Source organism: Micromonospora sp. NPDC004704 (assembly GCF_053601675.1).
Map to the genome: position 1 here is coordinate 341,759 of NZ_JBSGCD010000002.1, position 24,771 is coordinate 366,529.

Below are 24,771 nucleotides of genomic sequence, written 5' to 3' on the forward strand. Positions count from 1 at the left end.
CGGGCGCCGATCGGTGCCGGTTCGCAGGCCAGGGCGGCCAGCACGTCGGCGAGCCGGGTCACCCCGGCCGCGCAGTCGTCGTCACCGGCGGTCTCGGCCGGCGAGTGCGACACCCCGGTCGGGTTGCGGACGAACAGCATCGCCGTCGGCAGATGCGGTGCGAGCACCCCGGCGTCGTGCCCGGCGGCGGTCGGCAGCACCGGTACGCCGTCGTCCAGCACCCGCCGGAACAGGTCGATCAGACCACCGTCGAACTCGACCAGCGGGGTGACCGACTCGGCTGTCAGCCGTACGCCGGTCCCGTCCCGGACCGCCCGCTCGGCCGCCTTCTGCCCGACGGCCCCGACCAGGGCGGCGAGCGTGGCGACCTCGGCGGCGCGGGCGTCCAGCCAGCCACGGACCAGCGACGGGACCGCGTTGGTGGCGTTCGGTTCGACCTCGACCCGGCCGACGGTGGCCTGGGCCCCGCACCGCCGGGCCTCCTTGTTCGCGGCGAGAACGGTGAAGGCGTACGTGAGCATCGGGTCGCGCCGGTCGCTCATCCTGGTCGTCCCGGCGTGGTTCGCCTCGCCGGTGAAGTCCATCCGCCAGCGCCCGTGCGGCCAGATCCCGCTGGCCACGCCGACCGGTGCGCCCAGGTCGACCAGGGCCCGGCCCTGTTCGATGTGCAACTCGACGAAGGCGCCGATCCGGCCGAGGAGGTCCGGTCGGGCACCGGCCGGCCGGGCACCGAGTGCCTCGGCCAGGGTGGTTCCGTCCCGGTCGGTGAGTGCCGCCGCCCGCTCCACCGGCAGGTCGCCGGTGAGCAGCCGGGATCCGAGGCACGGTACGCCGAACCGGGCACCCTCCTCCTCGGCGAACGCGACGACCCCAATCGGCCGGTACGGCACCCGCCCCTGTTCGCGCAGCCGGTCGAGGGCGAGGAAGGCGCTGACGATGCCGAGCGGGCCGTCGTAGCCGCCCCCGTGCGGTACCGAGTCGAAGTGGCTGCCGACCAGGACCGCGTCACCCTGTCCGGGGTCGCCGTACCAGGCGAACAGGTTGCCGTTGCCGTCCTGTTCGACCGGCAGTCCCCGGTGGGCGGCCTGCCGTCGGAACCAGTCCCGCAACCACAGTTCCGGCTCGCCGAACGCGTACCGCAGGTAACCCCCGCTGACCGGATCACGGCCGATCGGGGCGATCTCGTCCCACAGGGCCCGGAACGCCGCCACCCCGTCGGATCCCTCGGTCACCGTTGCTGACAACGCGTACCCCTCCCTACGCCCGGTCCATCGGCACCGGCAGGCCGGTACGGGTGGCCACCTCGGCGGCGCTCGGGTAACCGGCGTCGACGTGCCGGAGCACCCCCATCGCCGGATCGTTGGTGAGTACGCGTTCGATTTTCTGCCCGGCGAGCGCGGTGCCGTCGGCGACGCAGACCTGCCCGGCGTGGATCGACCGCCCGATGCCCACCCCGCCACCGTGGTGGATGGACACCCATGATGCCCCGCTGGCGGTGTTGACCAGCGCATTCAGCAGCGGCCAGTCGGCGATCGCATCCGATCCGTCGGCCATCGCCTCGGTCTCCCGGTACGGCGAGGCGACCGATCCGGCGTCCAGGTGGTCCCGCCCGATCACCACCGGTGCGGAGAGTTCGCCGGAGGCGACCATCTCGTTGAACCGAACCCCGGCCCGGTCCCGTTCGCCGTACCCGAGCCAGCAGATCCGGGCCGGTAGCCCCTGGAACGCGACCCGTTCACCGGCGAGCCGGATCCACCGGGCCAACGACTCGTTCTCCGGGAACAGTTCGAGTACGGCCCGGTCGGTGGCGGCGATGTCGGCCGGGTCGCCGGAGAGTGCCGCCCAGCGGAACGGCCCCCGACCCTCGGTGAACAGCGGTCGGATGTACGCCGGCACAAAACCGGGGAAGTCGAAGGCGCGCTCGTACCCGGCGAGTTGGGCCTCGCCCCGGATCGAGTTGCCGTAGTCGAAGACCTCGGCACCGGCGTCGAGGAAGCCGACCATCGCCGCCACGTGCCGGGCCATCGAGGACCGTGCCCGGTCGGTGAACTCGGCCGGCTTGGCGGCGGCGTACTCGGCCGCGTCGGCGAGTTCGACACCCACCGGCAGGTAGGAGAGCGGGTCATGGGCGCTGGTCTGGTCGGTGACGATGTCGATCTCGACCCCGCGTACCAGCAGCTCGGGGAAGACCACGGCGGCGTTGCCGACCACCCCGACCGACAGCGCCCTGCGTTCCCGCTTGGCCGCCAGCACCGCCTCGACCGCCTCGTCCAGGTTGTCCGCGACCCGGTCGAGGTAGCGGTCCTTGACCCGGCGGGCGAGCCGTTCCGGGTCGATGTCGACGATCAGGCAGGCGCCGCCGTTCATGGTGACCGCGAGCGGCTGCGCGCCGCCCATCCCGCCGCAGCCGGCGGTGAGGGTGAGGGTGCCGGCGAGGGTGTTGTCGAACCGCTTGGCGGCGACCGCTGCGAAGGTCTCGTAGGTGCCCTGCAAAATACCTTGTGTACCGATATAGATCCATGATCCGGCGGTCATCTGGCCATACATGGTCAGACCAAGGTGTTCCAGGCGGCGGAACTCGGGCCAGGTGGCCCAGTCACCGACCAGGTTCGAGTTGGCCAGCAGGACCCGGGGCGCCCACTCGTGCGTACGCAGCACCCCGACCGGACGGCCGGACTGGACCAGCATCGTCTCGTCGTCGCGCAGCTCGGTGAGGGTCCGGATCAGCGCGTGGTACGAGGGCCAGTCGCGGGCGGCGCGGCCGGTGCCGCCGTACACGACCAGGTCCTCGGGGCGCTCGGCCACCTCCGGGTCGAGGTTGTTCATCAACATCCGCATGGCCGCTTCCTGGGCCCAACCGACTGCGGTACGGGTACTGCCGCGCGCGGCACGAACGGGCTGGTACATCGGGGTCTCCTGGCGCAACGGTGGGGGAGTGCGGACTCAGGTGAGGAACACCTGGCGGCGGGCGGCGGACTGTTCGAACTCCTCCAACCGGCGCTGGGTGTGGCTGGGTGCGGCGTCGCAGATCGCCTGGAGCAGCACCATGGCCAGGGTCATCGGGGCGGTGTGCAGGTCGAACACGAGTTGGGCGCCGACGGCGGCGGGCAGCACGATGTCGGCGTACTCGGCGGCCGGGCTGACCGCCGAGTCGGTGATCACCACGACGGAGAGCCCGGCGTGCCGCGCCTCGCGGAGCGCGTCGAGGGACTCGCGCGGGTAGCGGGGCAGCACGATGGCGAGCAGTGCGGTCGCGCCGGCCGTACGGGCTTGGTCGAGCCGGTCGGCGAGCAGGCTGCCGCCGGTGTCGAGTACGCGTACGTCCGGGTGCACCTTGGCGGCGAAGTACGCGAAGTACGAGGCCAGCGGGGCGGCGGCACGCAGTCCGAGCACCGGCAGTGGGCGGCTGTTGGCGAGCAGTGCCCCGGCGGTGGTCACCTTGTCCGGGTCGGCGAGCTGTTCGGCGAGCCGGTGCAGGTTCTCCACCTCGGCGCTGACCGCGCGTTGCAGTTCGTTGCCGGCCGGTACGTCGGACGCCGGACGGCCCCGCTCGACGGCGGTGATCTGGCGCAGTCGGCGGCGCAGGGCGGGGTAGCCGTCGTAGCCGAGGGCGATCGCGAACCGGGTGACCGAGGGCTGGCTGACCTGGGCGAGTTCGGCGATCTCGGCCGCCGACAGGTACGCGGCCGAGGCGGCGTGCTGGACCAGGCTGTGCGCGATCCGCCGTTGCGTCGGGGTCAGCCGGATGCCGTGGAACAGGTCGAGGACCTGGTCCGTCGGGGGTGTCGCGGCAGCACCGGGACCCGGCTCGGGCACAGCGACCATTACCGCATCTCGGACAAGTGAATCATCATTCACGGGAGCACTCTATGCATGAAATCATTCACCTGGCAATGAGGCTCGGCCGAACAGAGATGGACGGGTATATCCCAACGGGCCACCCGCAACGTGATACAACCAACACCGTGGATGGGACCAGACTCCGGCGCACCATCGCTCGTACTCCGCTCGCCCCCGTGGCGGCCTTTCCGAAACGGTTGCTCCGGGTGGCCCGGCACGACGCCCGGGTGCTCGGCGTCTCCGCCCGCTGGCTGCTCACCTCGCGTGAACACCACAACTACACGTACGACCTGACCCGGCTCAGCCGCGACCACCTCGCCTGGTTCGTCAGCGTCATCACCGACACCCCGGTCAAGCAGATCCGGGACTACCTGGCCGAGATCGAGTCCGACGCCACGCTCCGGCAGCACATCGAGCGGACCACGGCCGCCTCGGCGCGCCGGGGACTGGCCGACCGGCACGTCCGCTACGCCCGCCGGATCGGCTGGTACGCGATCGTCCGCGCGACCCGACCGGCACACGTCGTCGAGACCGGGGTGGACAAGGGGCTCGGCACCTGCGTACTCGCCTCCGCCCTGCTGCGCAACACCGCCGAGGGACATCCCGGCCGGGTCACCTCGCTGGACATCAACCCCGAGGCCGGTTACCTGGCCCGGGTCGAACCCTGGTCCGAGGTGGTCGACCTGGTCATCGGCGACTCGATCGCCTCGATCCGGGAACTCGACCGACCGGTCGACCTGTTCCTGCACGACAGCGACCACAGCGCCGGACACGAACGCAACGAGTTCGAGGCGGTCGAGCCGAAACTGGCGGCCGAGGCGATGCTGCTCACCGACAACGTCACGGTCACCAACGTGCTCGCCGAGCACGCCGAGCGCACCGGCCGCCGGTTCCTCGCCTACCGGGAAACCCCGGCCCGGCACTGGTTCCCCGGCGACGGCATCGGAGTCGCCTGGTAGTCCGAGGCACCCGTCGGTCCCCGACGGCGTGCGATCCTGGCCGAATGCGAGTGGTCTCGATTCACACGTACCCGGTGAAGGGCTGCCGCCGGATGGACCGCGACACGGCCCGGGTCGAGCCGTGGGGCCTGGACGGCGACCGGCGCTGGCTCGTCGTGGACGAACACGGGATCGGCCTCACCCAGCGCCAGCACCGGGAACTGGTGACGCTGCGGGCGGTGTCCCGGCCCGGAGGGCTGACCCTGTCCGCACCGGGGCTGGCCGCGCTCGACCTGGCCGAACCATCCGGCGGCGAGGCGATCGAGGTCCGGGTCTTCCGGGGTCGGCCGCCCTCGCCCGTACGCGCCGCGGGTGCCGAGGCCGACGAGTGGCTCCACCGACTGTTGGGACGCGCGGTCCGGCTGGTCTGGCTCGGTGATCCGGCCCGCAACCTTGTTCCCTGGTCGGTTTCGCCCGGTTCCGGGGCCGAGGTGAGCTTCGCCGACGGCACTCCGCTGCTGCTGGTCAACACCGCGTCACTGGACGCGTTCAACGACTGGCTGGTGGAGTCGGGCAGTGTCGAGGGGCCGCTGCCGCTGAGCAGGTTCCGTCCCAACCTGGTGATCAGTGGTGCCGCGCCGTGGGCCGAGGGGGAGTGGGTCGGCCGGCGGATCCGGATCGGCGGGGCGATCTTCCACGGCGCCGCCGAGTGTGGCCGCTGCCTGGTCGCGACCATCGACCAGGAGACCGGGGAGCGGGGGCAGGAACCGCTACGGATGCTCGCCAGACGGCGGAACATCGGCCAGAAGCTCCTCTTCGGCCTCCAGATGACGGTGGAGGCCACTCCGGGCGGATCCTCCGGCGGGGACCGCACGGTCACCGTGGGCGACACCGTGGAGGTGCTCGGCTGACCGGTCGGGCGCATCCGGCACGGGCTGTTGCGCGGGTGGAGGTGGTGCGGCAACATCGGAGGCCGTGACTGCACCCGGCACGGCCTCAGAGAACGGCACCCCGGCCGACGACACCGGCACACGCCGGTCGAACCGACGGATCGGGCACTGGTTGACCGGTGCAGGTGTCGCCGTACTCGCCGCCGTGCTCGGCATCACCCTCGCCGTACGCTCCGGCGCCTCCCCGGCCTGCGCTGCGCCACCGACCGGCAGCACCGTCCACAAGGGAAAGGCCAGCTTCTATGACGCGGGCCGGTCCGGCGGCAACTGCTCGTTCCCGAGCGTCCCGGCCGACCGGCTCTACGTCGCACTCGGCCCGTCGGAGTACGCCAAGGCGGCGGCCTGCGGCGGCTACCTCGACGTGACCGGTCCGAAGGGCAAGGTCCGGGTGGTGGTCATGGACCAGTGCGCCGGTTGCGCACCCGGTCACATCGACCTCTCCGAGGAGGCGTTCGCCCGGATCGGCGACCGGGCGCAGGGTGTGGTGCCGGTGACGTACCGGGCGGTGGTCGACCCACCGGTCAACGGAGGGCTCACCTTCCGGATGAAGGACGGCGCCTCCCAGTGGTGGTTCGCGGTGCAGGTGGGCAACCACGGCAACCCGCTCCGCTCGGTCGAGGCGAAGGGAACCACCGGCGGGTTCCGCGCGGCGGCCCGCCAGGACTACAACTACTGGATCATCGACGGTGGAATGGGCGCCGGGCCGTACAGCATCAGGGTCACCGACGTGTACGGGCACCAGACGACCGCCACCAACATCCGGATGGCCCCGGAGCAGCTCCAACGCAGCACGGTCTCCCTCTCCGGAGCAGGTACGCCGCCCAGCGCCGCCCGTACGCCCGGCTCCTCGCCCTCGGCCCCACCGGCCCCGACCGTGAGCGCGGCCCCGACCGCGCCCACCCCGACCCCGCCGTCGCCCACCCCGGCGGCCCCGACCAGCCCGGCGGCAACCCTCGAAGCCCTCGCCGGCCCCGACCCGGCCAACAACTCCCGCTGCTGAAACCCCCCGCCGGGCCCCCATCCGTGATCGCGGAGAGTTTGGCCGGCTATGGCGAGCCGAACTCTTCGCGATCACGGGTCTTCCGCGAAGTTGAGGGGTGGCTGCTGTGTGGCATGGGTCTTCGGGGGGCGGGAGGGGGCGGATAGGTTTCGAGTCATGAGCGATCTGGCCTTCCTCGACTCCACCCGTTCCTCGTATGACTTTGTGGCCGCGGGGTATTCCGCCCGGTTCGCGGACGAGCTGGCTGGGCAGCCGGTGCTGCGGAGCCAGCTGACCCTCTTCGCGGAGCTGGCGTCCGGGCCGACCGCTGACGTGGGGTGCGGGCCGGGGCACGTGACGGCGTTCCTGCGCGAGCAGGGGCTCGACGTGTTCGGGGTCGACCTGTCGCCCGGGATGGTCGAGCAGGCCCGGACCAACTACCCGGAGCTGCGGTTCGAGGTCGGCTCGATGACCGGGCTCGACCACCCCGACCGGAGCCTGTCCGGCCTCAACGCCTGGTACTCGACCATCCACATCCCCGACCAGGAGTTGCCGGGCGTGCTGGCCGAGTTCCACCGGGTGCTGGTCCCGGGAGCACCGCTGATGCTGTTGTTCCAGATGGGCGACGCTCCGAAGCACTTCGCCGAGGCGTGGGGCTACGACGTCGACCTGGTCCTCTACTACCGTCGCCCGGAGACCGTCACGGAGATGCTGACCGAGGCCGGATTCCAGGTTGTCCTCACGACGGTCTGGGAGCCGACCCAGGTGCAGCCCAGAAAGCAGGCGGCATTTCTGTTAGCCCGCAAATCGGACTGAACCTGCCCCCACCCCGCCAACGATCCAGGGCAGGTAGCGCCCGTTGACGACAACTTGCCCTGGATCGGAGGGAGGGACAGGATTAGGAAAGCCGGGTGGGCGGCAGGAGTCCCGGTGCCGGGGTGAGAGGCAAGGTCCGGGCCGTGGCGGTACGGGCGGCGTCGGTGCTCTGTGGACCGCAGAGGGCCGTGTCGAGGAACTGGAAGAGCGCCGCGCTGATCGGGTCTCCGGCGTACTGGTAGTGGCTGGCGTTCTGCGCCACGCTCACCTGTCGTCTGCCGTCGGGGGAGTGCAGCGAGAGCGTGGTGTAGCCGAACACCTGGCCGTCGTGCCCGTACGCGTCACCGCAGGACAGCGGGAGCGACAGCAGGCCGAGCCCGTAGCCCAGTCCGGTCGGGGTCGGCAGGAAGCGCAGCAGGTCGGCCTGTTCGGCGGGGCGCAGCAGTCGGCCGCCGAGCAGCGCGCGGTAGAAGGTGTCCAGGTCGGCGGTGGTCGAGATCAGCTCACCGGCCGTGTACCCCCAGGACATGTTGTAGACGGTGAAGTCCCGCAGCTCGCCCTCGTACCAGGGGACGTAGCCCCGGCTGTGCGGGCCGGTGATGCGCGGGTCGGTGCCGGGGAAGTAGGTGTCGCGCAGGCCCAGGGGGCGCAGGATCCGGCGGCTGACCTCCTCGGCGGCGGGGCGGCCGGTGACCCGCTCCACGATCAACCCGGCCAGGATGTAGTTGGTGTTCGAGTACGAGAAGGCCGCGCCGGGCGGATTCGTCGCCGGCATGCCCAGCCCGACCCGGGCCAGCTCGTGGGGCCTGAACGTGGTGTTCCGGTGCTCCTCGACCAGCTCCGGTGTGGCGAACAGGACCTGGTCGTAGGTGCCGATCCCGCTGCGGTGGCCGAGCAGCATCCGTACGGTCACGGTGTCGTCCGGCATCAGGCCGGGCAGGTAGCGCCGGACCGGCGCGTCGAGCGAGATCCTGCCCTCACCGACGAGTTGCAGGACGGTGGCGGCGACGAAGGTCTTGGTGACGCTGCCGACCCGGTGACGGTAGTCGGGGCGTACCGGTCGGCCGGTGTTGATGTCGGCGATGCCGCTGGCGCCGCGCCAGGTGGCCCGGCCGTCGCGGACCTCGGCGAAGACACCGATCATGCCGGCGGCGTGGATCCCGGCGAGGGCGGTGTCGAGCGCCGCGACCGGCAGGTCGCCGTGCCCCGGACGTTCGATGGGTACGGGTCGGGCCGCTGCGACGGGACTCGCCAGCCCGCCGACCAGTACGACCGAGGCCAGGGTGCCGAACCAGAACAGGGACAGCTTGCGTGGTGGTGGTTTGCGCATGTTTCCTCCCGGATGGACGATCCGGGCTCGACCGTAGTAGCGCTTTGCAACTCTTATGGGCCGACTGCGTCGACTGTCCCGTTCATGAGTCCGGCTGAGCCGGCGATCCGTTCATAACGTCACCCACCCGGGGACGGAACGTGAGAATGAATCGGTGACCACCGGCGTCAGGTTGTTGCGCGGCCCCAACACCCCGATGCAGCCGGCGTTCCTGGAACTCTTCTACGACCTGGTGTACGTCTTCGCGCTCACCCAGATCACCCATCTGCTGGTGGACGACCTGACCTGGCGTGGCGCGCTGAGGGCGTTCGTCCTGCTCCTGGCCCTGTGGTGGATCTGGGTCCTGACCGCGTGGTTGACCGACCAGTTCGACCCGCAACACCCGCTGCTACAGCTCTACGTCATCCTCGTGATGCTCGGCGTCCTGCTGATGGCGATCGTGCTGCCCCAGGCGTTCACCAGGTACGGGCTGCTCTTCGCCCTCACCTACGTGACGATCCACCTCACCCGGCACGTCTTCATCATCGTCGCCGAGTGGGGCACCCAACTCGGGCAGCGGTCGACCCGGGCGGCCTTCTGGTTCACCGGCTCCGCCCTGCTCTGGATCCCGGGAGCGTTCGCGGAGGGTTGGTTGCGCGCGGTGCTCTGGTTGGCGGCGCTGATCATCGACTACGTCTCGGCCGCCCTGCGATGGCCCGCCCCGGGACTCGGGGAGGCACCCGGCTGGGAGATGACGATCCAGGAGAGCCACCTCGCCGAGCGGTACCGGCAGGTGCTCGTCATCGCGCTCGGGGAGATCATCCTGATCCTGGGGCTGACCTTCGCCGACGGGCACAAGGGCCTGACGCTGCACCGTACGACGGTGCTGGTGTTCGCGTTCGCCAGCACCGCGCTGATGTGGCGGCTCTACATCTACCGTGCTGGGGAGCAGCTCGGTGCCGCCATCGCGGCTTCCACGCGTCCGCACCGGTTGAGCCAGTGGTCCTCGTACGCGCACATGGTCATGGTGGCCGGCATCCTCCTGACCGCCGTGGGCTTCACGGTCATCCTCGAACACCCGGACGGCGACCCCGAGCCGGGGTGGACCGCCGGCATCGCGGGCGGCCCGGCCCTCTTCCTGGCCGGACGTGCCGCGTTCGAATACGTGATCTTCGGTCGGGTGTCCCGGCCACGGTGGGTCGCGATCATCCTGTTGGCCGTCGTCGCGGGCGCCGCGCTCTACCTTCCACCGGTGGCGACCGCCGCCGCCTCGACTCTCGTGCTGGCGGTGGTCGCCGTCTTCGACGCCCGCCGCGCCCACGGTCGGCCGCCCGAGCGACCCGCACCGGCCACCTGACCGTCGTGAAGTTTGCGGCGGCCCTCCGTGGCCGTGGGATCGGCCCTGCCCGCCGCTCAGCCGGCGGCGGTACGGGCAAGCTGGTGCGGCATGTTCCAGCCGTCGGCCAGCCGGGACGGGTGTACGTTGTCGCCGCCGCCGAAGAACTCGCAGAACTTCATGATCAGTGGATCCCAGCCGATCGGGTCGACGTGCTGCGTACCGGGGATGACCAGGCTCTCCTCGACGTGCGCGCGGAGCACCTCGACCTGGAACGCGGTGCAGTCGGGGGTGGGGCCGAAGGGGTACGCCTCGATCACCCGGCATTCGAGCTGGATCGGACACTGGGCGACCCGAGGCGGCGCGACCAGCTCCGACGGCTGTTCGGTCAGCCCGGCCAGGGCGAACTTGTCCGGCTCGTACCGGTACCCCTGCTCGCGCTTGTGCTCGGGCACCATGGGTGTGCCGGTGGTGAGCGCGATCCGGTCGACCGCGTCGACCATCGACGACGACGGCAGGTTGAGTACGCACTCCCGCTCGCGGAGCAGGTTCGCCGTCGTCTGTCCGCTGTTGCCGAGGCCGAGCATGGCGGACCGGCCCAGCCACCAGGCCGACGACATCGGTGCCAGGTTGGTGCTGCCGTCGGGATTACGGGAGCTGATCAGCACCACGGGGGTGCCGAAATAGAGCACCTTGAGCCCGGGGACAACGTGCATGGTCTGGCCTTTCGCGGAGTCGGTGGGACCTGGTCCACGCGTCGCCGCGCGGGCCATGAACCACTCTCCGCGCCCGTGCCGCCGGCCGCTGGCGGCGATCGGACCTGGCGTTCGGCCCGGTCAGACCAGTGGCAGCCACATCAGGATCTCGTCCCGGTCGTCGTCCGGGGCGAGTCGCAGCGCACCGGGCAGGCGACCGACCTCGCGGTATCCGCAGCGCTCGTAGAACCGTTCCAGGTTCAGCCCGCCCCGGACGGTCACCTGGAGCGCCTCCAGGCCCAGCTTGCGGCCGAGCCGTTCGGCCTCGCCCATCAGCGCCGCGCCGTACCCGGTGCCCTGCCGGTCGGGGTGCACCATCACCCGCTTGAGTACGCGCCAATGCTCCTTGAGCGCGAACCGGTTCGACGCGAAGATCAGGAAGGCGACCGGTTCGCCCGTGTCCGCGTACCCGACCAGCAGCCGGTCCGTTCCGGTGTCGATGCCGGCGAAGGCGTCCTCAGCCACGGGCAGGACCTGCTCCTCGGTGACCGGGGCGACAAAACCGACGGCACCTCCGGCGTTGGTCACCTCCGTCCAGAGCGTGACGAGCCGTTGCCGGAGCGCTGCGGTCAGCTCGGGATCGAGCACGAAGCGGAGGGTCACCGGGTCATCTTCGCCGGTTCCGTGCCGCGTACCCGGCCGGCGCTCGACCATGGTGACGACGGTAACAGCCGCAGTGGGCTGACAGAAGTTGAAATCTGTCAGTTGTCGACCCATACTTGAGTCCGAACCGAGTTGACCCTCGACGAGGAGAAGAACCAATCATGGAAACTCGCAAACTCGGCAACACCGGACCGACCGTCTCCGCCCTCGGCCTCGGCACCATGGGCATGTCCGACCTCTACGGCCCGGCCGACGAGACGGAGAGCATCAGCACCATCCACGCCGCCCTCGACGCCGGCATCTCCCTGCTCGACACCGGCGACTTCTACGGCATGGGCCACAACGAGATGCTGATCGGCCGGGCGCTGCACGAACGCGACCGTGACGACGTCAACATCAGCGTCAAGTTCGGCGGGCTGCGCGACCCCGACCTGGGGTGGAACGGGCTCGACGGTCGCCCCGAGGCGGTACGCAACTTCCTCGCGTACTCGCTGCGCCGGCTCGGCACCGACCACATCGACGTCTACCGGCTCACCCGGGTCGACCCGAACGTGCCGATCGAGGAGACCATCGGCGCCATCGCCGAGCAGGTCGAGAAGGGACACGTACGCCACATCGGCCTCTCCGAGGTCGGCGCCGACAGCATCCGGCGGGCCCACGCGGTGCACCCGATCAGCGACCTCCAGATCGAGTACTCGCTGATCTCACGGGGCATCGAGGCGGAGATCCTGCCGACCGTACGCGAACTCGGCATCGGCGTGACCGCGTACGGCGTCCTCGCCCGTGGCCTGCTCAGTGGCCGCTGGACCGCCGACCGGGAACTGACCCCCGGCGACTTCCGCAACACCGTGCCCCGGTTCAGCGGCGACAACCTGACCGCCAACCTGCGCCTGGTCGAGTCGCTGCGGGAGGTCGCGCAGGCCCGGGGAGCCACCGTCGCCCAGGTCTCCATCGCCTGGGTGCTCGCCCAGGGTACGGACATCGTGCCCCTGGTCGGCGCCCGTCAGCGGGACCGGCTGGCCGAGTCGCTCGGTGCGCTGGACCTGAAACTGACCCCGGACGACCTGGCCGCGATCGAGCGGGCCGTACCGGCCGGGTCGGCCGCCGGGACCCGTTATGCCACCCCCTACATGACCCACCTCGACAGCGAACGGTGAGATGGTGCCCATGGCCGACACCACTCTGACCTCCGGGCAGATCCTCGAAGCGGCGGAGGACGTCCTCCGCCGCTTCGGCCCCGCCAAGACGACCGTGGTCGACGTCGCCCGCGTCCTGGGCGTCAGCCACGGCAGCGTCTACCGGCACTTCGCCAGCAAGGCGGCGCTGCGCGAGGCGGTCGCCGAGCGCTGGCTCGACCGGGCGCACGCCCCGCTGCCCGCGCTGACCACCGCCGACCTGCCCGCCCCACAGCGGCTGCGCGCCTGGGTCACCACGCTCGCCGCCGAGAAGCGCGGCAAGGCGCTGGACGATCCGGAGCTGTTCGCCACCTACATGGTGCTGGTCAACGAGGCTTCGACGGTGGTGTCCGCGCACGTGGACGACCTGATCCGGCAACTCGCCGTGATCATCGGTGACGGGGTGGCCGACGGGGACTTCAGCATCTCCGACGTGGACCGTACGGCGCGGGCGGTGCTCCAGGCGACCGCCCGCTGGCACCATCCCGCGCACGCGGCCGAGTGGGGCGAGCCTGGGATCGCCGACGCCCTGGAAGCAGTCTGCGACCTGCTCCTCGACGGCCTGCGTCGCCGCGACTGACGAGCGACGGGTACGACGAAGGTGTGGACCACGCCGCTTCGTTCAGACTCGCTCCAGGCTCACAGCAGGTGAATTCGCTCGGTTCCGCCGTCCGGGTGCCGCACGGCGAGGCTCCCGCCGCAGTGCTCCACCAGCCCCAGCACCAGGTTGTGCACGACCAGCGCCCGGTTGATCGTGTCCGTCTTCGTGTCCCCGGTCCGTGTGCAGGCCGCGTCCAGGGCGTCAACCGCGCGCGGGCCGAGGTTGACCGTGACCTTCTTCAGCGGGGGCCGGTCCGGCTCGGTCAGGGAGCCGCACCTGTCCTTCCCGGCGACTCGCCGCACGTGACCTCGCGTCGCCTTACCTGAACCGCCCACGCGAGCTGCGCGCACCCGTCCGGGGTGCACTGCCGGCATGTTCCCGGCTGCCACGGGTGCGGACCCGGCTGGTGCTGACGCAACGTCAGATCGACCGCCATCCGAATCGCCGCTGCGGTGAGTGGTTCGTCCATCCGGCTCATCCGGCAGACGCCTCCCGCACGATCGCGGTGACGCGTACGTAGTTGCCGAAGCACGGCAGGTGCCCGGTCCGATCCGGGTCGGTGCACGTCGACCAGTGGGCGGACACCCACACTTCCTGCTCGCCGTCGCGGGTACGCGGGTCCGCGCGGTCGACGGCGACCACCCGGATCGTGGTCTCCTCCGAGGCAAGGTGTCCGCTGACGTACCACTCTCCCGGCTGGAGGTGCAGAAGCGCGCCAGCGGGCACCCCGCCGCGTAGGCCGGTCACCACTCACCCGGCGTCGCGACGAGCCCCCGCGCCCAGTCAAGGGCCGGACAGGTTCCGTCGTCCTCGCATTGCGCGCACGTACTGTCTCGGTGCTGCGCCACGATCCGGAGCGCGTCCCGGATCATCTGCGCGGCGTCGCTCATGACGCCCCCCACCAGGCCGCTTGCCGAGAGTTGAGCCGGCGTCGGGTCCCCGGATCCGACCGGTAGGCCCTTCCGACCCTCACAGTCCCCGCCACCAGAGCCGGACGCGGATCCACCGAGCGGGCCGGCTCGACCCGTGCCGGTGCCGGACCGGGATTCACCTGCTCGACCGGCTCGGGGTCGGGGTCCAGGAACCACTTCCGTCGGGTGCTGTTGATCGCTGCCATCGCCCACCTCCAGTAGGTGGGGCGCGAGCGACGCCACTACCGCCGCCGCGCCCCGGGGCGCCGGGCAAGCCACGGGAGGCTGGACCGGCGCCCGACCAGGGATCCCGCCACCGCTCATCTTGGTTGCTGGCCGGAGTCGGGCGGTGACGGGATCAGTTCAAAAGCTAGTCGACTAGGTAGGCTCTGGCAATAGGCCGCGCCAAACTTGGCGTACTAGCTTTAGGGGTCGAGCTGTGATCGACTGGTCGGGCTGACCGGAGGTATCACCATGCCCAAAACCACACCCGCGTACCTACAGCTCGCCGCCATCCTGCGCACCCAAATCCTCACCGGCGAACTGCCGCCCGGCGCGAAGCTGCCCAGCGAAACCAAGCTCATGGCCGCCCACGACATCAGTCGCAGTGTCGCGAAGTGGGCCATCGCCACCCTCAAGGGCGAGGGCCTCGTCATTGGCCGGGCCGGGTCCGGGGTCTACGTGCGCGACGGCAGCCGCCTCATCCGCTACGCCCACGGCCGCAACATGCGGACCGCAGACGGGCCGACCTCCCCGTTCGCCCGAGACGCCGAGCGGGCTGAACGCACCCCGACGTGGGACCACGACAGCCGGCACGACGTCGCCGATGACCTGATCGCCCAGCGGCTCGCCATCGAACCCGGCGCACCGGTGATGCGAACCTCGTACCGGTTTGCTGCCGACGGCGATCCGATCCAACTCTCCACCTCGTGGGAGCCGCTCGCCATTACCGCGGGCACCCCGGTCGAGTGGCCGGAGGACGGTGCCGCGGTTGGTGTGGTGGCCCGGATGGACTCGATCGGGGTGCGGATCGACGAGTTTGAGGAGCGGCTCACGGACCGCCCGGCACTCCCGGATGAAGCGGAGGCGCTCGACCTGACCCCGTCCTCGGCACCCGTCTGGGTCATTGTGCGGACGTACTACGCGGACGGTGTGCCGGTGGAGACGGCCACGATCGTGCTGCCGCGCGGTCGCTACGAGCTGGTGTACCGGGTGCCCGTACTCTGACCGCCCCCGCCACCGGCCGCCGCACACCGGGTATCGCAAACGATCTTGCACTTGTGGTCGTTGGCAAATCGGGATGAGTGCCTTGATTCAGGCGCCACAAGTGCAAGATCGAGGACGAACCTGGTGCGGGAGGGGGGACTCGAACCCCCACGCCCGAAGGCACAGGAACCTAAATCCTGCGTGGCTGCCATTACACCACTCCCGCTGGCGGTACGAGTCTAGAGCCTCGGTGGCAGCCGCGCGCACGTACGTCCGGCGTACCGGGATCGGCCGACCGGACCGTCGCGCGGGAAGATCAGTCCAGGCCGAGGTCGCGGCGGAGCTTGGCCACGTGGCCGGTCGCCTTCACGTTGTAGAGGGCACGCTCGATCAGCCCGTCGGCGTCGATCACGAAGGTGGAGCGGATCACGCCAGTGACCGTCTTGCCGTAGAGCTGCTTCTCGCCGTACGCGCCGTACGCGGTCAGCACCGCCTTGTCGGCGTCGGAGACGAGCGGGAACGTGATCGCGTCGCGCTCGCGGAACTTCGCCAGCTTGGCGGGCTGGTCGGGGGAGATGCCGACCACCTCGTACCCGGCGGCCTGGAGCGAGGCGAGCGAGTCGCGGAAGTCGCAGGCCTGCTTGGTGCAGCCCGGTGTCATCGCGGCCGGGTACGCGTACAGCACGACCTTCCGACCGCGTAGCTCCTTGAGGGCAAGGGTCTTGCCGTCGTCGGTCGGGAGGGTGAATTCTGGCGCCGAATCGCCCGGCGCGAGGCGAGAACCCGTCATGGGGCGTGACATTACCCCCGCCAGCAGGCACGATCTTGATCGGTGTCAGTAGTTGTTGCAAGATGTTGGCAACAAGGGCACGTTGGCAAATACGCTGCGATCCCGCCGGCACGGACCTTCACGCCGCGGGTGGGGAGGAATCAGTGCAGTCCATCGCGATGCACATCTCGAACGGGATCATCGACGGTCCCGTAGCCGCGATCTTCGCGGCGTTCGCGCTGGTGGTGCTCACGTTCTGCGTGATCCGCGCCCGGCGCGACCTAGACGACCGGCTGGCGCCGATGGCCGGCCTGGTGGCCGCGTTCATCTTCGCCGTCCAGATGCTGAACTTCCCCATCTTCACCGCCGGGGTCAGCGGACACCTGCTCGGCGGCGCGCTCGCCGCGATCCTGGTCGGGCCGTGGGTCGGCGCGCTCTGCGTGTCGGTGGTGCTGGTCGTCCAGGCGCTGGTCTTCAGCGACGGCGGCGTGGCGATGATCGGGCTGAACATCACCAACATGGCGATCCTCGGTACGGCCGTCGGTTACCTGCTGATCGCGCTCCTGCTCCGGGTCCTGCCGCGTACGCCGGCCGGGTTGGCGGTGACCGGGTTCGTCTCCGCCATGATCAGCGTCGTGGTCGCCTCGCAGGGCTTCATCCTGCAGTACTGGCTCGGCGGGACCACCGACCTCGGTGACTCGCTCGGTGGGCTGGCAGCCACCATGGCCGGCGCCCACCTCCTGATCGGCATCGGCGAGGGCCTGATCACCGCCACCACCGTGGTCACCGTCGCCAAGGTACGACCCGACCTCGTCTACGCCCTGCGCGGCCTGCGGCCGGTGCCGGTCCTGGCCGACCCGATCGCCGGAGGTACGCGATGAAACAGCGGAACTGGGCTTTCCTCGTCGGCGGGCTGCTGGTCGCCCTGCTGCTCGCCGGGGTGGTCAGCAACTTCGCCTCGTCCCACCCGGACGGGCTGGACTCCTCGCTGCGTGAGGGCTGCACCTTCGACGCAGACGACAACATCACCGGCGGGAGCTGCCCGGCACAGCAGACCAAGGACCACGAGCTGGCAGACAGCCCGCTGGCCGACTACGGGGTGCAGGGCGTGCGGAACTCGTACCTGTCCACCGGGTTGTCCGGGGTGGCCGGGGTGCTGATCACCTTCGCCCTCGGCGGTGGCCTGTTCTGGCTGACCCGCCGCCGGGGCACCGCCACGAGCGGACCCGCCGGAACCGGCGACACCGCCGACGCGACCGCCGTGACCGGCGTTCCGGCCGGCTCGGAAGCGGCGAAGTAGATGGGCGCCGGGCACGCGCACGTGCTCTACCGGGAGGGCGACTCGCCCGTGCACCGGCTCGCCCCCGAGGTGAAGATCACGGCGATGGTGGCCTTCAGCATCGCCGTGGTCGCCACCCCGAGACACGCGCTCTGGGCGTTCGGCGGGTACGCCGTACTGGTGGTCGTGGTGGCGGCGCTGGCCCGGATCGGCCCCGGTTGGTTGCTCAAACGATCACTGATCGAGCTGCCGTTCGTCTTCTTCGCCTTCGCGCTGCCGTTTCTCGGCCACGGCGAGCGGGTGAGCTGGCTCGGCCTGAGCCTCTCCGTCGACGGCCTGTACGGCGGCTGGAACATCCTTGCCAAGGGCACCCTCGGCGTACTCGCCTCGCTCTTGCTGGCCGGGACCACCACCATGCGGGACCTGATCCTCGGCCTGGACCGGCTGCACTGCCCGCAGGTCCTCACCCAGATCGCCACCTTCATGCTCCGCTACCTCGACGTGCTGGCCGGGGAGGCCCGGCGGATGCGGGTCGCCCGACTCTCCCGTGGCGACGACCCACGTTTCCTCTGGCAGTTGCGGGGCTTCGCGGCCGGGATCGGCGCGCTCTTCCTCCGCGCGTACGAACGCGGCGAGCGGGTCTACCTGGCGATGCTCGCCCGTGGCTACGACGGACGGATGCCGGCGGTGTGGCAGTCCACCGGAGCCGCGACCGCCGGGCACTGGGTCGCCGGTGCGGCCGTACCGCTCGCCGCCGCCGGCATCGCCGTCACCGCCCTGGTCCTCGGATGAGCCGCACCGGTGGCCGGACGGGCACCGCCCGCACCGGCCTGACCAGCGTCGACGCCACCAGTACGAGGCTGTCATGATCGATGCTGTGGAAACCGCCCCCTCGCTGGACGTACGCGGCGTGCGCTTCGCCTACCCCGACGGTCACGTCGCCCTGCACGGGGTCGACCTGACCGTGCCCAAGGGGGACAGGGTGGCCCTGCTCGGGCCGAACGGCGCGGGCAAGACCACGCTGGTGCTGCACCTGAACGGGATCCTCGCCGCGGCGCAGGGAACCGTCACCGTCGGTGGGCTGACCGTGGACCGGGACCGGGCCACCCTGGGCGAGATCCGTCGCCGGGTCGGCATCGTCTTCCAGGACCCCGACGACCAGCTTTTCCTGCCCACCGTCGCGGAGGACGTGGCGTTCGGCCCGGCCAACCTCGGGCTGCGCGGTGCCGAACTGGCCACCCGGGTCGACGAGGCACTGACCGCGGTCGGGATGAGCGAGCACCGGGACCGGGCACCGCACCACCTGTCGTTCGGCCAGCGTCGCCGGGTCGCGGTGGCCACCGTACTCGCCATGCACCCGGAGATCCTGGTGCTCGACGAGCCGTCGTCCAACCTCGATCCGGCCGCCCGCCGGGAACTGGCCGAGATCCTGCGCGAACTGCCGGTGACCCTGCTGATGGTCACCCACGACCTGCCGTACGCGTTGGAGCTCTGCGACCGGGCGGTGATCCTCGACGGTGGCCGGATCGTCGCCGACGGCGGCACGGCCGAGGTGCTCGCCGACGCCGACCTGCTGGCCCGGCACCGGCTCGAACTGCCCTACGGATTCGACCCCGTCGCGGCAGCCGCCCGAGGCTGATCGCCCGCCGCCGCGTCCCGGTGCACGACGCCACCGGCGCCGGGGGCGTCGCGTTCCACCGCGCGCAGCCGGAGCACACCGGCCAGCGTGCCGCCGACCCCGATCACGATCACGGCCGCGACCAGGACCCGCGCCGACGTCCCCGGCCAGGGCACCGGGGCCACCGACCGGCCGAACACCGCCGCGTTCGCGACCCCGGCGAACAGGGCGAGGCAGGCCCCGGACAGGGCCAGGGCGAAGTCGGCGGCCGGGCGCCTCGCCAACGCGTACGCCCCGGCGGCGAGCGCACCGAGTCCGGTGAGCAGCGGCCAGATCTGCCCGGCGAGCAGGCCCTGCGTCACCCCGCCCAGCCCGTCCGCCCCGGCGTCGATCTCGCGGGCCACCGCGAAGGCAACCGCACCCGCCCCGGCCAGGGCGAAGCCCCCGGCCAGCGTTGCCGTCACCAGGCGACCGGTACGCGTACCGGCCGGCAGCAGGCCGAGCGTGCCGAGGGCGAGCGCGCCGACCAGGCTCACCAACCACCACGGTCCGGGGCTCGGCGGCGGCAACCAGTCCAGGGTCCCGTGCAGCTCGATCGGGGTGACACCGTCGCGCAACGGGACCGTCCAGTCCCGGATCCGGTGCGTCCGGTCCGGGTCGGCGCGTACCTGCTCCGGTGGGGCCTCCTCCAGCCAGTGGGTGCGCTGGTCGTGCCACCGGGCCACCGGTTCGGTGCCGATCCGCTGCCAGGACGGCGGCAGGGTCGGGTCGGTCCCGGCCGGCGGTTCGGTGTCCCCGTCCAGGGTCCGGTTCAGGTACGTCGCGGGGGAGTTCCGGTTCTCGTACACCCCGTCGGGGCGGACCTCGAGGTAGGGCTCGCCGGCATAGCCGAGGACCTCGACGGTCCGGCCGGTCCGGTTGGTCAGCTCCAGCCGGGCGCCCGCCTCGACCGCCCGTACGGTGAGGCCGGGCAGGGCCGGGGCGAGCGCGGTGACCGAGGTCCGGTAGTCGGTGCCGTCCGGGGCGTCCGCACCGTGGGCGAGCGCCGGACTGCCCACCGCGAGCGCGCCGAGCAGGCCGGCGGCGCACACGGTGAGCAGTCGACGGATCACTTCGTGGCCGCTGCCACTGCCGCGTTGAGGGCGTCCGCGTTCGGGTTCACGCCCTTGCCGTTGACGAGTACGGTCGGCGTGCTGTTGATGTTCGCCCGGCTCGCCGCCTCGGTCACATGCGCGGTCCACGGCTTGAACGTACCGTCACGTACGCAGGACCCGAAGGTGCCCCCGTCCAGCCCGACCGAGGTCCCGATGCTGATCAGCTCGTCGTCGCTCAGTCCGGCACTGCCCTCGGCCGGCTGCCGGTTGAACAGCGCTTCGGCGTACTCCCGGTATTTGCCCTCGTTGGCCGCGCAGCCGGAGGCGGCGGACGACCGGGTCGAGTAGTTGGTGGAGGAGGCCCGGTCGAGGTACGCGACCGGGTGGAACTGGAGCTTCACCTTGTTCTCGCTGACGAGCTGGTCGAGCGTGCTGCCGGTGGACTTCTCGAACTGGCCGCAGAACGGGCAGATGAAGTCCTCGTAGATGTCGATGGTGACCGGCCCGTTGCCGACCACGATCGCGTTGCCGTCGGCGGTGGCGTTGGCCGGCGCGGTGAAGTCGCTGGTCGAAGGCTGGCTGGCGAAGACGCTCCAGCCGATCAGACCGGCGATCACCAGCACCGCGACCGCGATCAGCGAGGTCCAGATCGTGCGTCGGCGGCGGCGCTCACGGGCCAGTTGCTCGCGGACCACCCGGGCGGAACTCTTCTTCTGCGCCGCCTTCTGTCCCTTCTGTGCCTTCTGTGGTCCCTGTGCCTTCTGCGGGCCCTGCTGGGCCTTGTCCGGCCTGCGTCCCGAACCGCCTTGGCGGCCCGGCCCCCGTGGGCTACTCATCCTCGTCCTCCAGACGCTGCCCGCCGGCCATCCACCGGTCGATCGACAATGGGCTGCGCGGCCAGCGCAGCAGGAACGCCGCCATGATCAGGAACCCGATGTCCCGGAGGATCTCGGGCAGGTAACTCGGGGTCTGGCCGACGGCCAGCGGCCCGCCCTCGCTGAAGCACCCGCAGTCGATCGCCAGGCCACGGGCCCAGGCCGAGGCGATCCCCGCGATGAACAGCACCAGCAGGAGCGCGGAGACACCGGCGGCCAGTCGGGTGGCCAGCCCGAGGAGCAGGAGTACGCCGAGGGCGATCTCGACGAACGGCTGTGCCGCCCCGATCACCCTGGACACGTCGAAGGAGAAGATCTGGTACGCGTTCACGGCCCGGCCGGCGGCGGCCAGGTCACCGACTTTCGTGCTGCCGGCCCAGAACCACACCGCCGCCAAGCCGAGGCGTACGGCCAGCCCGAGCCACGGTTGGACGGGATCCCAACGCGCGCGTGCTGAGGTCACCATGGTCATGGCTCCTTAGTCGCCGGACCCTGCCGGGCGGTTCCGCTTCACAGCCAAGTCCCAGCAGCGCCCAGGAACCTCCCAGCCGATCTCCCGACAGCCCTTCCGGTTGATCCGCCGCCCGGATGGTTCAGCTCGCCAGCGCATCGCCGACCGCCTCGACCAGCTCGGCCCGCGCCCGCGCCACCCGGGACCGGATGGTGCCCACCGGCACCCCCTCCACCGCCGCCGCCTCGGCGTACGACAGCCCGAGGAGCTGAGTGAGGACAAACGCGCCGCGCCGCTCGGCGGGCGGCCCGCCGGAGCAGGTCCGCCGCACCGAACTGCCCGGCCGGATCCGGGTACGGGTGATCGGTGTGCGCCTGCCCGGTCAACCGCTCGTCCAACCGGCGTCGCCGGACCACCGTACGGAGATGGTCGGCGCAGGCCCGCCGGGCGATGCCGAGCAACCACGTACGCGCACTCGACCGGCCCTCGAACGCCGGCAGCGCTCGGAACGCGCGCAGATAGGTGTCCTGGAGCAGGTCGTCCGCGCTGTCCCGGTCGACCAGGGCGGCGGTGAACCGCCACACCTCGGCCTGGGTGGCCCGGACGAACGCCGCCTGCGCGGACGGATCCCCGTCGCGGGCACGCAACGCCCAGTGGGTCGCGTCGTCCAGGGCCAACGTCCGATCGGCTGCCGCCACCCCCGCTACCGAGATCATCTCGGCGTCCGTGATGGTCGTCACCACCGGCGGTGGGTCGACGGTGGCGCTGGCCTGGGCGGACTCGCGCGGGACGGGGATCACGACATCCGAGGTTACGCGCGCAGCCGGAGTGCGGGGCGGCCTTGGCTGGCTTGGGTGGGGTTGCGCACGGTCGGGAACTTTTCCGCCCCGGACATCGACTATCTCCCCATGACCTGCGACGAGGTACGGGTCGCGCTGTCCGCGCGGCTCGACGGAGAAGACCCGCGGGCGCCGCTGGAGGCGCTCGACGCGCACACCGTGACCTGCCCCGGCTGCCAGGTGTGGCTGGCCCGGGCGGAGGAACTCGGCCGGGTCATGAGCCGTGTCCAGGCGGTCGAGGTGCCGGACCTGACCGCCACCGTACTCGCGGCGGTGGCCGCCGACCCGGTGAACGCCGCAGCCGCCCGCCGCCGCGCCCAGGCCGCGTACGGCCGGCGCCAGATCCTCCGGGTCGCGGTCGCGGTGGCCGCCGTCGCCCAGTTCGCCATCGCCCTGCCCATCCTGCTCGCCGGTTTCGGCGTCGACCTCGACCTGCACACCAGCCGGGAGATGGCGTCGTTCGACGTGGCCCTCGCGGTCGGGTTCGCACTCGCCGCGTACCGACCGGAGCGGGCGCAGGCGTTCGTACCGGTCGCCTTCGTTCTCGCGGTCTGCCTCGCCGGTACCAGCGTGGTCGACATCGTGAACTCGACCACGGCCGTGGTGCACGAGATCGGCCACCTCGCCACGGTGGTGCAGGCCGGGCTGCTCTGGGCGCTCGGCCGGGTCACCCGGCGTACCGATCCGCCGCTCGGCGCGGCGGTGGTGGCGGGACGCGGGTGACACGAGGTCGCGCCGTGGTGGGTTTCTGGGCGAGCATGTCTCGCATGACTGCCGCACAAAGATCATGGGTATCGCGGGCCGGGGCGATGCTCGGCCTCCTGCTGGCGATGTTCGCCCTGCTGCTCGGGCCGGCCAGCCCGGCCAGCGCCCACGCGGTGCTGGTCAGCAGCAGCCCGGTCGCGGACGCGGTGCTGCCCAGCGCGCCCACCGAGGTGGTGCTCACGTTCAGCGAGGGCGTCCGGAACGTACCCGACAAGATCCGGGTGCTCGGACCGGACGGGGCGCGGGTGGACCGGGGCGAGCCGGTCTTCGACGGCGCCGTGGTGACCATCCCGGTCGACCCGGGCGGTCCCAGGGGCACCTACCTGGTCAGCTACCGGGTGATCTCCGCCGACAGCCATCCGGTGGCCGGGGGATACACGTACTCGGTCGGTGCCCCGTCCAGCCCGCCGACGGACACCGAGAACGACACCGTCGACCCGGCGATCACCGCCGCCGTCGCGGTCGGCAAATACCTCGGGTACGCCGGGCTGGTGCTGCTCGTCGGCCCGGTCCTGGTGCTCAGCCTGCTCTGGCCGCAGCGGCTGGACCGGCGCGGCCCGGCCCGACTGGTCTGGACCGGGTTCGGCCTGGTCACCGCGGCGACCCTGATCGGGATCTGGCTCCAGGTCCCATACACCACCGGCGGCGGCCTGTTCTCGATCAGCGGGAGCGCCCTGAGCGACGTGCTCGCCAGTACGTTCGGCGCGGTGCTGCTGGTCCGGCTCGGCATCCTGGTGGCCGCCGCGATCCTGCTCCGCCCCGTGCTGCGCGGCAACGCCGGTCGGGCCGACCACATCCTGCTGGCCGTACTCGGGGTGGCCGGGTTGTTCACCTGGCCGCTGGCCGGACACTCGGCGGCGTCACCCGTACCGGCGGTGTCGGTGCTGGTCGACGCGGTGCACGTGGGCAGCATGGCGGTCTGGCTCGGTGGTCTGCTGATGCTGGTCGCCTTCCTGCTGCGCCGGGCCGACGAGCGGGAACTCGGGGCGATCCTGCCGATCTGGTCCCGCTGGGCGGCGGTGGCCGTCTCCGCGCTCCTGCTCGCCGGGATCGTCCAGGCACTGATCGAGGTCGCCACGCCGAGCGCCCTGATCGACACCACGTACGGGCGCCTGATCATCGCGAAGGTGGTGCTCTTCGGCCTGGTGATCGGTGTCGCCGCGTACTCCCGCCGGCTGGTCCAGCGGCGGCTCGCCACCGAGCAGCCGGGGCGGATGCGCCGGGCGGTCTGGACCGAGCTGGGCGTCACCGCGCTGATCCTCGCCATCTCGGCGGTGCTGGTACAGACCCCGCCGGGGCGGACCGCCGAGGCCAACGACGGGGCCGCCGGTGCGGGGTTCTTTTCCACCACGCTGACCAGCAACCTGCTCTCGGTCCAGGTGGAGGTCGACCCCGCCGGCACCGGCAGCAACTCGATCCACCTGTACGCGTACACCGCGGACAACAAGCCGCAGCCGGTGGTCGAGTGGTCCGGCACCGCCGCGCTGCCGTCCAAGGGCGTCGAGCCGATCGAGATCCCGTTGCTTCCGCTGACCGACAACCACGCCACCGGTGAGATCAACCTCCCCACCGCGGGCGAGTGGCAACTGCGCTTCACCGTCCGGATTTCCGACATCGACCAGGCCACGGTGACCGCCACCGTGCCGATCAACTAGGAAGGCA

Annotated in this window: 25 protein-coding genes, 1 tRNA gene and 2 pseudogenes; 14 read left to right on the forward strand and 14 right to left on the reverse strand. The window is 71.2% G+C overall.

Going from position 1 to position 24,771, the window contains the following annotated elements:
* Window positions 1-29: 29 nt before the first annotated feature.
* The 3 genes and pseudogenes from ACWEFB_RS03810 to ACWEFB_RS03820 form a co-directional block, all read right to left on the reverse strand.
* Window positions 30-1,244 (reverse strand): annotated as a pseudogene (locus ACWEFB_RS03810) (allantoate amidohydrolase); the annotation flags it as partial.
* 13 nt (window positions 1,245-1,257) lie between these two features.
* Entirely contained in the window at window positions 1,258-2,907 is a 1,650-nt protein-coding gene (hutU, locus tag ACWEFB_RS03815) for a urocanate hydratase (RefSeq protein WP_452281926.1), read from the reverse strand.
* 36 nt (window positions 2,908-2,943) lie between these two features.
* Entirely contained in the window at window positions 2,944-3,825 is an 882-nt protein-coding gene (locus ACWEFB_RS03820) for a MurR/RpiR family transcriptional regulator (RefSeq protein ID WP_452281928.1), read from the reverse strand.
* Window positions 3,826-4,016: 191 nt separating this feature from the next.
* On the opposite strand from ACWEFB_RS03820, the gene ACWEFB_RS03825 reads away from it, so the two are divergent.
* The 4 genes from ACWEFB_RS03825 to ACWEFB_RS03840 all read left to right on the forward strand — a co-directional run bounded on the left by ACWEFB_RS03825 (window position 4,017) and on the right by ACWEFB_RS03840 (window position 7,523).
* The gene (locus ACWEFB_RS03825; RefSeq protein WP_452281930.1) at window positions 4,017-4,799 is read left to right on the forward strand and encodes a class I SAM-dependent methyltransferase; all 783 of its coding nucleotides are present in this window, start codon (window positions 4,017-4,019) and stop codon (window positions 4,797-4,799) included.
* Between the two features lie 44 nt (window positions 4,800-4,843).
* Complete coding sequence (locus ACWEFB_RS03830) at window positions 4,844-5,689, forward strand: MOSC domain-containing protein (protein WP_452281932.1); 846 nt, start codon at window positions 4,844-4,846, stop codon at window positions 5,687-5,689.
* Window positions 5,690-5,753: 64 nt separating this feature from the next.
* Entirely contained in the window at window positions 5,754-6,728 is a 975-nt protein-coding gene (locus ACWEFB_RS03835) for an expansin EXLX1 family cellulose-binding protein (protein ID WP_452281934.1), read from the forward strand.
* A gap of 156 nt (window positions 6,729-6,884) precedes the next feature.
* The gene (locus ACWEFB_RS03840) at window positions 6,885-7,523 is read left to right on the forward strand and encodes a class I SAM-dependent methyltransferase (RefSeq protein ID WP_452281936.1); all 639 of its coding nucleotides are present in this window, start codon (window positions 6,885-6,887) and stop codon (window positions 7,521-7,523) included.
* 82 nt (window positions 7,524-7,605) lie between these two features.
* On the opposite strand, the gene ACWEFB_RS03845 is transcribed toward ACWEFB_RS03840, so the two are convergent.
* The gene (locus tag ACWEFB_RS03845; RefSeq protein ID WP_452281938.1) at window positions 7,606-8,853 is read right to left on the reverse strand and encodes a serine hydrolase domain-containing protein; all 1,248 of its coding nucleotides are present in this window, start codon (window positions 8,851-8,853) and stop codon (window positions 7,606-7,608) included.
* A gap of 154 nt (window positions 8,854-9,007) precedes the next feature.
* On the opposite strand from ACWEFB_RS03845, the gene ACWEFB_RS03850 reads away from it, so the two are divergent.
* Window positions 9,008-10,189: a low temperature requirement protein A gene (locus tag ACWEFB_RS03850; RefSeq protein WP_452281940.1), complete on the forward strand. Its 1,182-nt coding sequence runs from the start codon at window positions 9,008-9,010 to the stop codon at window positions 10,187-10,189.
* A 56-nt stretch (window positions 10,190-10,245) separates the two neighbouring features.
* Here ACWEFB_RS03850 and ACWEFB_RS03855 read toward each other — a convergent pair whose 3' ends face one another.
* Together ACWEFB_RS03855 and ACWEFB_RS03860 are read right to left on the reverse strand one after the other, a co-directional pair.
* A complete protein-coding gene (locus ACWEFB_RS03855; protein WP_452281942.1) occupies window positions 10,246-10,884 on the reverse strand; it encodes a flavin reductase family protein in 639 nt (212 codons plus the stop codon).
* Window positions 10,885-11,004: 120 nt separating this feature from the next.
* Complete coding sequence (locus tag ACWEFB_RS03860) at window positions 11,005-11,526, reverse strand: N-acetyltransferase family protein (RefSeq protein ID WP_452282120.1); 522 nt, start codon at window positions 11,524-11,526, stop codon at window positions 11,005-11,007.
* Between the two features lie 161 nt (window positions 11,527-11,687).
* Between ACWEFB_RS03860 and ACWEFB_RS03865 the strand changes: the two genes are divergently transcribed.
* Window positions 11,688-12,683, forward strand: a complete 996-nt coding sequence (locus ACWEFB_RS03865) for an aldo/keto reductase (RefSeq protein WP_452281944.1) — start codon at window positions 11,688-11,690, stop codon at window positions 12,681-12,683.
* Between the two features lie 10 nt (window positions 12,684-12,693).
* Complete coding sequence (locus ACWEFB_RS03870; RefSeq protein ID WP_452281946.1) at window positions 12,694-13,281, forward strand: TetR family transcriptional regulator; 588 nt, start codon at window positions 12,694-12,696, stop codon at window positions 13,279-13,281.
* A gap of 59 nt (window positions 13,282-13,340) precedes the next feature.
* Here the strand turns inward: ACWEFB_RS03870 and ACWEFB_RS03875 are convergent, their stop codons facing one another.
* Together ACWEFB_RS03875 and ACWEFB_RS03880 are read right to left on the reverse strand one after the other, a co-directional pair.
* On the reverse strand, window positions 13,341-13,604 hold the full coding sequence (locus ACWEFB_RS03875) for a hypothetical protein (RefSeq protein ID WP_452281948.1): 264 nt from the start codon (window positions 13,602-13,604) through the stop codon (window positions 13,341-13,343).
* A 172-nt stretch (window positions 13,605-13,776) separates the two neighbouring features.
* Window positions 13,777-14,049, reverse strand: a complete 273-nt coding sequence (locus ACWEFB_RS03880; RefSeq protein ID WP_452281950.1) for a hypothetical protein — start codon at window positions 14,047-14,049, stop codon at window positions 13,777-13,779.
* Between the two features lie 638 nt (window positions 14,050-14,687).
* Between ACWEFB_RS03880 and ACWEFB_RS03885 the strand changes: the two genes are divergently transcribed.
* Window positions 14,688-15,440 carry a GntR family transcriptional regulator gene (locus ACWEFB_RS03885; RefSeq protein WP_452281952.1) on the forward strand — a complete coding sequence of 251 codons (753 nt, stop codon included), beginning with the start codon at window positions 14,688-14,690 and terminating at the stop codon, window positions 15,438-15,440.
* A gap of 121 nt (window positions 15,441-15,561) precedes the next feature.
* Here ACWEFB_RS03885 and ACWEFB_RS03890 read toward each other — a convergent pair.
* Window positions 15,562-15,645 (reverse strand) — tRNA-Leu (locus ACWEFB_RS03890).
* A 90-nt stretch (window positions 15,646-15,735) separates the two neighbouring features.
* On the reverse strand, window positions 15,736-16,209 hold the full coding sequence (gene bcp, locus ACWEFB_RS03895) for a thioredoxin-dependent thiol peroxidase (RefSeq protein WP_326560653.1): 474 nt from the start codon (window positions 16,207-16,209) through the stop codon (window positions 15,736-15,738).
* A 143-nt stretch (window positions 16,210-16,352) separates the two neighbouring features.
* Between bcp and ACWEFB_RS03900 the strand changes: the two genes are divergently transcribed.
* The 4 genes from ACWEFB_RS03900 to ACWEFB_RS03915 all read left to right on the forward strand — a co-directional run bounded on the left by ACWEFB_RS03900 (window position 16,353) and on the right by ACWEFB_RS03915 (window position 19,106).
* Entirely contained in the window at window positions 16,353-17,069 is a 717-nt protein-coding gene (locus tag ACWEFB_RS03900; protein ID WP_452281955.1) for an energy-coupling factor ABC transporter permease, read from the forward strand.
* The gene (locus ACWEFB_RS03905; RefSeq protein WP_452281957.1) at window positions 17,066-17,488 is read left to right on the forward strand and encodes a PDGLE domain-containing protein; all 423 of its coding nucleotides are present in this window, start codon (window positions 17,066-17,068) and stop codon (window positions 17,486-17,488) included. The genes ACWEFB_RS03900 and ACWEFB_RS03905 overlap by 4 nt, the downstream gene beginning before the upstream one ends.
* On the forward strand, window positions 17,489-18,259 hold the full coding sequence (gene cbiQ / locus ACWEFB_RS03910; RefSeq protein WP_452281959.1) for a cobalt ECF transporter T component CbiQ: 771 nt from the start codon (window positions 17,489-17,491) through the stop codon (window positions 18,257-18,259).
* Between the two features lie 73 nt (window positions 18,260-18,332).
* The gene (locus ACWEFB_RS03915) at window positions 18,333-19,106 is read left to right on the forward strand and encodes an energy-coupling factor ABC transporter ATP-binding protein (protein ID WP_452281961.1); all 774 of its coding nucleotides are present in this window, start codon (window positions 18,333-18,335) and stop codon (window positions 19,104-19,106) included.
* Here ACWEFB_RS03915 and ACWEFB_RS03920 read toward each other — a convergent pair.
* The 4 genes and pseudogenes from ACWEFB_RS03920 to ACWEFB_RS03935 form a co-directional block, all read right to left on the reverse strand.
* Complete coding sequence (locus tag ACWEFB_RS03920; protein ID WP_452281963.1) at window positions 19,067-20,197, reverse strand: hypothetical protein; 1,131 nt, start codon at window positions 20,195-20,197, stop codon at window positions 19,067-19,069. The genes ACWEFB_RS03915 and ACWEFB_RS03920 overlap by 40 nt on opposite strands.
* The gene (locus tag ACWEFB_RS03925; RefSeq protein WP_452281965.1) at window positions 20,194-21,015 is read right to left on the reverse strand and encodes a DsbA family protein; all 822 of its coding nucleotides are present in this window, start codon (window positions 21,013-21,015) and stop codon (window positions 20,194-20,196) included. Before ACWEFB_RS03925 ends, ACWEFB_RS03920 begins: the two co-directional genes overlap by 4 nt.
* The gene (locus ACWEFB_RS03930; protein ID WP_452281967.1) at window positions 21,008-21,526 is read right to left on the reverse strand and encodes a MauE/DoxX family redox-associated membrane protein; all 519 of its coding nucleotides are present in this window, start codon (window positions 21,524-21,526) and stop codon (window positions 21,008-21,010) included. Before ACWEFB_RS03930 ends, ACWEFB_RS03925 begins: the two co-directional genes overlap by 8 nt.
* Window positions 21,527-21,647: 121 nt before the next feature.
* Window positions 21,648-22,221: pseudogene (locus ACWEFB_RS03935) on the reverse strand (sigma factor).
* Between the two features lie 192 nt (window positions 22,222-22,413).
* Between ACWEFB_RS03935 and ACWEFB_RS03940 the strand changes: the two are divergent.
* Together ACWEFB_RS03940 and ACWEFB_RS03945 are read left to right on the forward strand one after the other, a co-directional pair.
* Window positions 22,414-23,067, forward strand: a complete 654-nt coding sequence (locus ACWEFB_RS03940; protein WP_452281969.1) for a zf-HC2 domain-containing protein — start codon at window positions 22,414-22,416, stop codon at window positions 23,065-23,067.
* 35 nt (window positions 23,068-23,102) lie between these two features.
* The gene (locus ACWEFB_RS03945; protein WP_452281971.1) at window positions 23,103-24,764 is read left to right on the forward strand and encodes a copper resistance CopC/CopD family protein; all 1,662 of its coding nucleotides are present in this window, start codon (window positions 23,103-23,105) and stop codon (window positions 24,762-24,764) included.
* Window positions 24,765-24,771: the final 7 nt, after the last annotated feature.